The sequence below is a fragment of the Clostridiaceae bacterium genome (assembly GCA_012840395.1).
GTDB lineage: Bacteria > Bacillota > Clostridia > Acetivibrionales > DULL01 > DULL01.
The window spans coordinates 1-8775 of the sequence record DULL01000041.1 but is presented as its reverse complement, the minus strand read 5'-3'; the positions used below and the strand labels follow the sequence as shown (position 1 = coordinate 8775).

Sequence of the window (8775 nt, the reverse complement as noted above, 5' to 3'; positions counted from 1 at the left end):
TTCACCAGATACAGATGCAGCTCTAAACACATATTTAAATGTAACAGATCCAAATGAAGCTGGATGGGAAATGTATGATGAAAGAGGGCTGTATATAATTGGAGAGAGAATAGGCAGAGCTGTGGCATTTGCATATAACCAGATAAAGGATAAGGAACCTGACAAGGCAGAACTGAAGCATGTAGTAAGCCAGCTGAAGCTGCCTATGAGGAGAGTTTCACTGGAAGAATACAGGGAGCACAAGAAAATCTGCGAAGAAATCCTTAAGAAAAATGGAATGACTTTTGATACAGAAAACTGGTATCCTAAATTACCTGCAAGTGCAAAAGAAGAAATATATATTTCATATGCAATAGTTACAAGATTCCAAATCCAGCAAGAAAAGGATTTCTTTGATGTGGAATTGCATGTACTAAGAATAGCAGACAGTGTAATAATTACCAATCCTTTTGAACTGTACATTGAGTATGGCATGAGGATGAGAGCAAGATGTAAAGCTAAGCAGGTACTTCTTGCACAGCTTGCCTGTGATGCGTTGGGATACCTTCCTACCGAAGCTGCAGTAAAAGGCGGAGGTTACAGTGCAGTTGTGGCAAGCAATAAGGTTGGACCGGAAGGCGGTACACTGTTGGTATCTCACAGTGTGGAAATTGCCAATAGTTTGTTTTGAGTATAAATAAACATTAAGTTTAGAATTAAATAAGGTAAACAAAAAATAACAAGTTAATATGTTTATTTAAAAATGTGTTAATGAATATATAAATAAAATGTGTAACTGAGATGAGGACACTACGGTAGATGAAAGACAGACTTCCTTTTAACTGCTGTAGTGTCCTTATTATTTATTGAAAATTCCGGACATACCCCAAACATAGATATAATGCATATTATGTAACATGCATTATATCTAGTGGAGAGGGTATTCATGGATAATAACATAAAAATAGGAGATATAGTTACAAGAAAGTCATACGGAGGGGATATTTACTTTACTGTCGAAGAAATCTCTTTGAAGAGAGATGGAGAAAAAGTCTGTATACTAAGAGGTGTAACCTACAGAATTATAGCTGATGCTAAAGCAGTAGACCTGGAAAAGCAAGATACCAGAAAAGTTCTGGAAGAGGTAAGAAGAGAATTTATTGCTTCAGCCAGAAATGCATATCGAAGAAGTGTTCCAGTATATAGACCTGCATTCCTGTGGGGAAGGGTAAGAGCGGCAAGAGTTTTGCATATTGATGGGAGCAAGGACTTCTTATACAAGAGTTTTGATTATTATAAAGGAGCCGGTGTGGCAATAGTTGGGAAATATGCCAGCGAAAAAGACCAGCCCCTGGTAGTACGAGAATACTTAGAATATTACAGACCTGATATACTTGTTCTTACCGGTCATGACAGCTTTAAGAAGAATGCAGACAAACAGAACATTAATAGTTATGCGAACTCAAGATACTTTATTGAGGCTGTAAGAGAAGCCAGAAAATATCAGCCTGATTTTGATAAGCTTTGTATAGTTGCCGGGGCATGCCAGTCATACTATGAAGCGATAATGAGTGCTGGGGCCAATTTTGCAAGCTCTCCTGGGAGAATACTGATACATGCACTGGATCCAGCTACAGTATCACAGAAAGTTGCCCTCACAGATGAAAGAAAACTTGTAACTCCTCAGGAGGTGGCAGCTCTAACCAGTTCGGGCGAAAAGGGCATATGGGGAATAGACACAAGAGGACACCTTAGATGGAGGTAAGAAAAGGGGGACAGTCCTGCACTTTTATCACTAATATGTAGGCTATATAAGCAAACATAAAGCAAGCAATCTAAAAGATAACATAAGAAATGGGGCACTGGAAGAGGGACATTCCTTCACTTTTATTTATGCATTTGAGATAAATGCAGCAGATATGGTTATTTATGTCTGCTGCATTTATATTGCATAAGAAAAGGACAAAAAGTGTATAAAGTGCAGGAGTGTCCCTCAAGAAATTTGCAAAAAGTGAAGGAATGTCCCCTTTCTCCTGTCTGGAATTCTGTCTGGAATTTTTCATCATAATATTGTAATATTGTATAAGAATACAAAAAGGATATTAATAAAAAAGAATAGTAAAGGATTAAAAATATCAGATAAGGAAGATGTAAAAATAAATGATGGATTTTTTTCTGGAAGGTATAGTATGCGAGACAGGCGATATAAGTGAAAAGGATGTGGATGAACTGTCACCATTAGTTCTTGCCTATATAGGTGATGCGGTTTTTGAGCTTTATATCAGAACATATCTTGTGTGTAAGGGAAATTCTCCTGTTCATGCACTTCATAAGCAGGCTACTCATTATGTAAAAGCTAAAGCACAGTCAGATATTATACATGTACTAATAGATTTTTTAACTGATGAAGAAAAAAATATAGTGCGTAGAGGAAGAAATGCCAAGTCAAATACCATTCCGAAAAACGCAGATGTCACAGAGTATAAATATGCTACAGGATTTGAATCGCTGTTGGGTTATCTATACTTAAAAAAGCAGTACCCAAGGTTGATGCAGGTACTTGGCATGTCAATTGCAGGACATAATATAGAAGAACATTAACCATATGAAAACTAGATATAATGTAAAATAAGAGAATAAATATAAAAGGAATAATAAGATACAAAAAGATACAAAGGAAAAAACGAAAAAGAGAGTGGTATAATTATGACGAAAAATAAGGATTATTCAGGATTCAAAGCTTATCAAAATAAAAAAAATTGTTCAGATAAGAAAATTTCTGAAAGAAACTTAGATATGGATACAAGAGAAGACATACTTGAAGGAAGAAATCCTGTTTTAGAAGCATTAAAGTCAGGAAGAAGCATTAATAAAATACTTATTGCCAAGGGTGAAAGAGAAGGCTCAATTATTCAAATAATTGCTCTTGCAAAAGAAAATGGGGTAGTAGTACAAGAGGTTGAGCGCCAAAAATTGAATAGTTTGTCTCAGACCAAGGCTCATCAAGGTGTTATTGCATTAGTATCAGCTAAGGCATATGTAGAAGTTGATGATATTTTAGAAGCTGCTTCTTCTAAGAACGAACCAGCATTTATAATTATTCTTGATGAAATAAATGATCCCCATAATTTTGGTTCATTATTAAGAACGGCTGATGCTGTTGGAGTTCATGGAGTGATAATACCAAAAAGGAGGGCTGTAGGCCTTACCCCTGTAGTATCAAAAGCATCTGCAGGAGCTGTTGAATATGTGGCTGTCGCCAGAGTAAGCAATATATCCCAAACTATAGAATATTTGAAAAAGAAGAATATCTGGGTTGTTGGAACTGACAATACTGGAGAGGAAGAAATATTTTATGATAAAGATCTTACTGGTCCAATTGCTCTTGTAATAGGTAGCGAAGGACAAGGAATAGGTAGACTTATAAAGGAGAGCTGCGATTTCCTTGTGAAAATACCCATGAAGGGCAAAATTTCTTCTCTTAATGCATCTGTTGCAGGAGCAGTTGTAATGTACGAAATATTAAGACAAAGGAGTAAGAAAAATACTTAGTTCATGGAATGTTTGGTTGTTGATGCTTATAATGTAATTAATGCATGGACGGATGTTTTCGATCTTCAGCGGGAATCTATGGAGGACTGTAGAGATAGGCTCCTTAATATTTTATCCAACTATCAGGGATTATGTAAGATTAAAATAATAGTTGTATTTGATGCTCATCATGTTAAAGGAAGCCAGCATAAGGAAGAAAGCTTTGACATGCTGACAGTGGTTTATACTAAGGAAAAGGAAACTGCTGACAATTATATTGAAAGATTTGTTCATCAATATAGCGATATATACACCATAAGAGTAGTAACATCTGATTATCTTGAGCAAAGAATAGTTCTGGGTAGTGGGGGTGTTAGAATGTCACCCAAAGAACTAAAGGAGGCCATATACAGGACAAATACTGAATGGGGGAAATATGTGGAACCTTACTCTTCCAAAACCCATGACGTTATATCTCGGATAAAGCCCGATATATTGGAAAAATTAGAGAAGATCAGAAGAGGAGGTCAATCAGGGAGTAAATAAAGGATACTTAAAGAGGGATTTTAATTTTTACAAAAACCTAGCCGAAAGCTCATGCCTTAAGTCATGGGATGAAGGCTTATCTTGACCCAATGCAAATTAGATACTTGGCATATATCTAATGTTATGATATATTATAATTTGAAAGGTGGCGCATATCCAATGAATGATAAATATATTCATAAAAACGGAATTGTATATCTTAATCAATATCATATAGTTTTTTGTCCTAAATATAGACGTAAAGTATTAATTGGTAATGTTGAAAAAGATTTAAGACAAATATTTTATGATATAGCAAAAGAAAAAAATGTAGAAATAAAAGCATTGGAAATAATGCCAGACCATGTTCATATGTTTATAAGTTTTGACCCTCGACAACCATTGCATGAATTAATACGATATTTTAAAGGAACAAGTAGTAGAATATTAAGAAATAAATATCCAGAATTAAGAAGCAGAATACCTTCCTTATGGACTCGCTCATACTTTTGTTGCACTATTGGTTGTGTAAGCGAAGAAACAATACAAAAATATATAGAAAACCAGAAAAATGTATAGATAGAAAGAGTGTATAAGTAGAAGAGGTCAATTATGCAAATAACAGTAAAATTTAAAATACTTCCCAGCAAAGAAGAAAGACAATACTTAGAAGAAACTTTAAACGAATATATATCTACAGTTAATGGTATTGTTCAAAATATAATTAACAATAATATAATTAACAATAAAAACATTAAGTTAACATCAAAAGATATTGAAGCAAAACTACCGAGTGCAGTAAAAAATCAAGCAATACAAGACGCTAAAAGTGTTTATAGAAAATATAAAAAAACTAAAAAACTGTCTATATTAAAGAAACCAGTATGTATATGGAACAATCAGAATTATAAGATTAAAGATAACTATTTGAGTTTTCCGGTTTGGATTGATGGTAAGGTACAAAGAATTAAAGTAAAAGCACTATTAACTGATTATCAAAAGGAACAGTTAAAAAATAAGGCAGGCACTTTGAGAATAACCAAAAAATCAGATAAATGGGTTGCTCAAATATCAGTAGAAGTACCTGAAGAGCAGTGCAGAGGAACTAATATAATGGGAGTAGATTTAGGATTAAAAGTACCTGCTGTAGCAGTAACCAGCGATGGTAAAACTAGATTTTGGGGTAATGGTAGACAAAACAAATATGTTAGACGTAAATATAAATCATTAAGACAAAAACTTGGTAAAGCAAAGAAATTAAAAAAGATTAAACAAATGGCAGATAAAGAACAACGGTGGATGAAAGACCAAGACCATAAAATAAGCAGGCAAATAGTTAATTATGCAGTAGAAAATAATGTTTCAGTAATTTGTTTAGAGAGACTGGCGAATATCAGAAACACGGCAAGAACAAGCCGAAAAAACGAAAAGAATATGCATACATGGTCTTTCTATCGTATTGTAAAATATATAGAATACAAAGCTAACTTAGAAGGTATAAGAGTTGAATACGTAAATCCGGAATATACAAGTCAAAGATGTCCACACTGTGGGAGTTTAAATAAGTCAAAAGATAGGAAGTATGTATGCAAAGTATGCGGATATAGAACACACAGAGATAGAGTAGGTGCGATAAATATAATGTTAGCACCTGTGGCAGATGGTGTAGCGAAAGCGATAGTCTGCCAGCCTAAGATGCTATATGCACTGTCTTAGGAGGGGTGATGGCACATCCTAAACTCTGGGGAACTACGGATACCAGAAATGGGCTTTCGATTACCACCAGAGAATCCCCTGACTTTAGTCACGGGGAGTGTCAAATAATTGTTTTAAATAAATCTTATAGAAAATAAGAAATTTTTTCGGACGTAAACTTAATTTGTATAACATTATATATCAATAATTTTTATATAATTCATGTAGAAAATAGATAATATACCATTAAAATGTAAAATAATGTAATTGAATGTAGAATTATCTTGATCGAAATTTATTGGAGATAGTTGTCAAATAAGCTTTATTAGCTTGACATAATATATTTTGTTTCATATAATATGTCGTGTACACATAAAGTTAGCAGGTCTGGGGATGTATTTGTTGACATGGTAAGGGGGCGTCTGTTTGAGTCTGAATTCAAATGTACTTGTTCAATCAGCTACTATCTATGATTCAATGTTAGAAGAGGATGTTATAGAAGAAGCAAAAGAAGGAGATGACCTTGCCCTTGAATATATGATTAATAAATATAAAGGTTTTGTACGTGCTAAAGCCCGTACATACTTTTTAATAGGTGCGGACAGAGAGGATATTATTCAAGAGGGCATGATAGGATTATATAAAGCTATCAGGGACTTTCGAGGGGACAAGCTTGCATCATTCAGAGCATTCGCAGAACTTTGCATCACTAGGCAAATAATTACTGCTATTAAAACCGCCACCAGACAAAAGCATATACCGCTTAATTCATACATCTCTCTTAATAAGCCTGTTTTTGAAGAAGATTCTGACAGAACACTCATGGACATAATAAGTGAAGAAAGTATAACCGATCCTGAAGAATTAGTAATAAGCAGAGAAGAGTATTCGGTAATTGAATTAAAGATGTCTGAGATGCTTAGTGAACTTGAGCAGGAGGTTCTGTCCCTTTATTTACAAGGGCAATCCTATCATGAGATTGCCGCGGAGTTGGACAGGCATGTAAAATCCATAGATAATGCGATACAAAGAGTAAAACGTAAATTATTAAAATATCTTGAAGAGGGAAGATAATAATTTAAGATTTATTAGAATTATGACTGTTTAAATACTAGACGAGAGTTATTATTTGTGTTATAATACAATTCGCTTTAGGGTTTATTATTGTGTTAAATTTCTTAAATAAATGAAATATTTAAGCTACTTTGGTTGTTTTAGAGATTTTATTTTTTGAACTTAATCGCAATGTTTATATAAATGTTGCGGGTGTAATTCAATGGTAGAATATCAGCTTCCCAAGCTGACTGCGAGGGTTCGATTCCCTTCACCCGCTCCATGTGCCCTCATAGCTCAGTAGGCAGAGCGCATCCATGGTAAGGATGAGGTCATCGGTTCGATTCCGATTGAGGGCTCCACATTACAAAATACACTTTGAAAAAAGTGCAACAATATTGCAACAACCGGAGAAAAATAAAAGAGCTTGATTCAAAAAACTGAATTGAGCTTTTTTATTTTTCCCCGGGCATTATTGAAACTTCTTATATATGTCAAAATACGGAATCCTTATAATAATTTTGAATGTGCACCGTTTCTGCTTCAAAAAAATATTGCAAATAGATATTTAGATAAACCTTTAATTGATGCTCAAGTTACTATGGGCCAGTTCGTAATATTTATGATAATGAAAAAATTATAACAGTTAGTAATGGTGAGAAAATGTATATTAAATTAATTCTTGTATGAGTAAAGGTTTTCTTTTCTTTGATTTAAGAGAAGAATCAGCAAGAATTCTTCTATCCTCTATAGGTGGGAGATAAATTGCTATGATATAAGATAATACATATGTGACAAGAAGATAAGAAAAAAGGAAAGACCTCTGATATAATGTTTATTATCACAAAAACAAAAATGGGAGGTATCTTTCCTTTGAAAACAATTTAACAGAAGAAATGCGATTCCGTCAAAGAGTAGTTGAATATGCAATAAAACATGATAATAATGCAAAAGCAGCAAGAAGATATCATACAAGCCGTCAACAGGTATGGCGTTGGAGAAAAAGATATGATGGCACAGTACAATCTTTGGTTAATAAAAGTAGAAGACCTCATTCACACCCAGAGCAACATACACGGGAAGAACTGGAACTAATAAAACATAAATATCGTTATCATGGTCATGAAGACCTGGCACAAGTATATCGAAAATTAATAGATGCAAGGTATAAAAGAACGTATGATTCTATGTGTAGACAGATAAAGAAAATGCAATTAAGTGAAACAAAAAAGCATAGAAGTTATACAAAGACTAGATATCAGAAAGCTACGGCTATCTATCCAGGGGAAAGAGTACAAATAGACGTGAAATATGTTCCCAATGAATGTATTGGTTTTGCAAGTAAACACAGTAGGTATTATCAGATAACAGCTATTGATGAATATTCAAGGAAGAGATACATGGAAATAGTAGAGGAAAACAGTACATATACAACATCAAACTTCCTGATGCGATTAGAGAAAAAACTGGGATTTAAGATAGAATTAGTGCAAACAGATAATGGACTAGAATTTGTAAATGACTCTGATAAAACAAGTAAAAAATCGATGTTTGAGAAATGCTTGGAGAAACTGAAAATAAAACACAAAAGAATACGTCCATATTCGCCTTGGCAAAACGGAATAGTAGAGCGTAGCCACAGGATAGATAATGAATTGTTTTATTGTAAAAGACATTTTAATAGTTATGAGCAAATGCAAAAAGCATTTAAAAGATATGTTAATAGATATAATAACATAGCAAGAAAAATCCTAAATTTTAAGACACCAAATGAGATGGTAGAACATTATTTCACTGAAAATGCTGCTTAGTATGGTATCGCTAATAATTATTTAATCAAGGATCGCTTCGCTTTCCTCCTTGACAAATGTTTTTGGCAAGTATAAATTCGAGCAGTGCGGAACTTAATTTTCCGAGCACCCCATACCCATTACTGGGATTTCATGGTTGAATGTGTTAGCCTGTAACTTTGCCCTTGAAAAACCAGCAGGT

9 protein-coding genes and 2 tRNA genes are annotated in these 8775 nt (G+C 34.0%); all 11 read left to right on the top strand.

Translation table 11 applies throughout. From position 1 onward, the window contains the following. A partial coding sequence (locus GXX20_05265) for a hypothetical protein (protein HHW31070.1) occupies nt 1–670 on the top strand: 670 nt, incomplete at its 5' end. Between the two features lie 255 nt (nt 671–925). After that, nucleotides 926–1744, top strand: coding sequence for a sporulation peptidase YabG (locus GXX20_05260; protein ID HHW31069.1), 819 nt, complete (start codon nt 926–928; stop codon nt 1742–1744). A gap of 395 nt (nt 1745–2139) precedes the next feature. Next, nucleotides 2140–2580 carry a Mini-ribonuclease 3 gene (locus GXX20_05255; GenBank protein HHW31068.1) on the top strand — a complete coding sequence of 147 codons (441 nt, stop codon included), beginning with the start codon at nt 2140–2142 and terminating at the stop codon, nt 2578–2580. A gap of 105 nt (nt 2581–2685) precedes the next feature. Then, entirely contained in the window at nt 2686–3531 is an 846-nt protein-coding gene (gene rlmB, locus GXX20_05250) for a 23S rRNA (guanosine(2251)-2'-O)-methyltransferase RlmB (protein HHW31067.1), read from the top strand. 3 nt (nt 3532–3534) lie between these two features. Next, on the top strand, nt 3535–4056 hold the full coding sequence (locus GXX20_05245) for an NYN domain-containing protein (protein ID HHW31066.1): 522 nt from the start codon (nt 3535–3537) through the stop codon (nt 4054–4056). A 159-nt stretch (nt 4057–4215) separates the two neighbouring features. Beyond that, entirely contained in the window at nt 4216–4614 is a 399-nt protein-coding gene (gene tnpA, locus GXX20_05240; GenBank protein HHW31065.1) for an IS200/IS605 family transposase, read from the top strand. Between the two features lie 33 nt (nt 4615–4647). Beyond that, nucleotides 4648–5751, top strand: a complete 1104-nt coding sequence (gene tnpB / locus GXX20_05235; GenBank protein HHW31064.1) for an IS200/IS605 family element transposase accessory protein TnpB — start codon at nt 4648–4650, stop codon at nt 5749–5751. A 456-nt stretch (nt 5752–6207) separates the two neighbouring features. Beyond that, nucleotides 6208–6804 carry an RNA polymerase sporulation sigma factor SigH gene (sigH, locus tag GXX20_05230; GenBank protein ID HHW31063.1) on the top strand — a complete coding sequence of 199 codons (597 nt, stop codon included), beginning with the start codon at nt 6208–6210 and terminating at the stop codon, nt 6802–6804. 188 nt (nt 6805–6992) lie between these two features. Further along, nucleotides 6993–7066: transfer RNA gene (locus tag GXX20_05225), tRNA-Gly, on the top strand. Between the two features lie 3 nt (nt 7067–7069). Next, nucleotides 7070–7145, top strand: a tRNA-Thr gene (locus GXX20_05220). A gap of 534 nt (nt 7146–7679) precedes the next feature. After that, a complete protein-coding gene (locus tag GXX20_05215; protein ID HHW31062.1) occupies nt 7680–8594 on the top strand; it encodes a transposase in 915 nt (304 codons plus the stop codon). The last annotated feature ends 181 nt before the right edge of the window (nt 8595–8775 follow it).